Genomic DNA, 455 nt, shown 5'->3' with positions numbered 1-455 from the left:
CGCAAAAAAGGCCAACTTAGCACCCATAATGGCGGCGGTGCTATTGTTAACTATTACTTTGATGCACTGGCTCGACCTACTTTAGAAGTCACGGAGATTGACGCCACCAGATATAATCGGTCAACTGAGTACGATGCCAACCACGGGCGCGTAAAAGCGACTACCTTTCCGAATGGCTTAAAAGTGGCGTATCACTACAACAGCGTGGGTTATTTGCAGTTTGAGCGCAATGCTGCCAGTGGCTATGTGTATAAGCAAATTACTGCACAAGATGTGTTTGGTAACATTGTGGCTGAGCGCACCGCGAATAATAAAACCGCAGGTGATTTTGTTTACAGCTATGCCACCGGGCAAATGCAAAGCGCCAGTGTCAAACGCGGCACCGCCGCTGTGCACTCACTTACCTATAGCGATTACGATAGCTACGGCAATATTGAGCGCCAAGAAAACTACGT

At 48.1% G+C, this 455-nt stretch carries 1 protein-coding gene; it reads left to right on the top strand.

Features of this window, described 5'->3' with window-relative positions; all coding sequences use genetic code 11:
* Positions 1-455 (top strand): hypothetical protein (locus tag AB9H30_RS19375; RefSeq protein ID WP_371196437.1); only part of this gene is annotated, 455 nt, incomplete at both ends.

This window comes from Glaciecola sp. SC05 (genome assembly GCF_041380235.1).
Lineage (GTDB): Bacteria > Pseudomonadota > Gammaproteobacteria > Enterobacterales > Alteromonadaceae > Glaciecola.
Note: the sequence above shows the minus strand (reverse complement) of the source record. Positions and strands in the feature narration are given on the sequence as shown.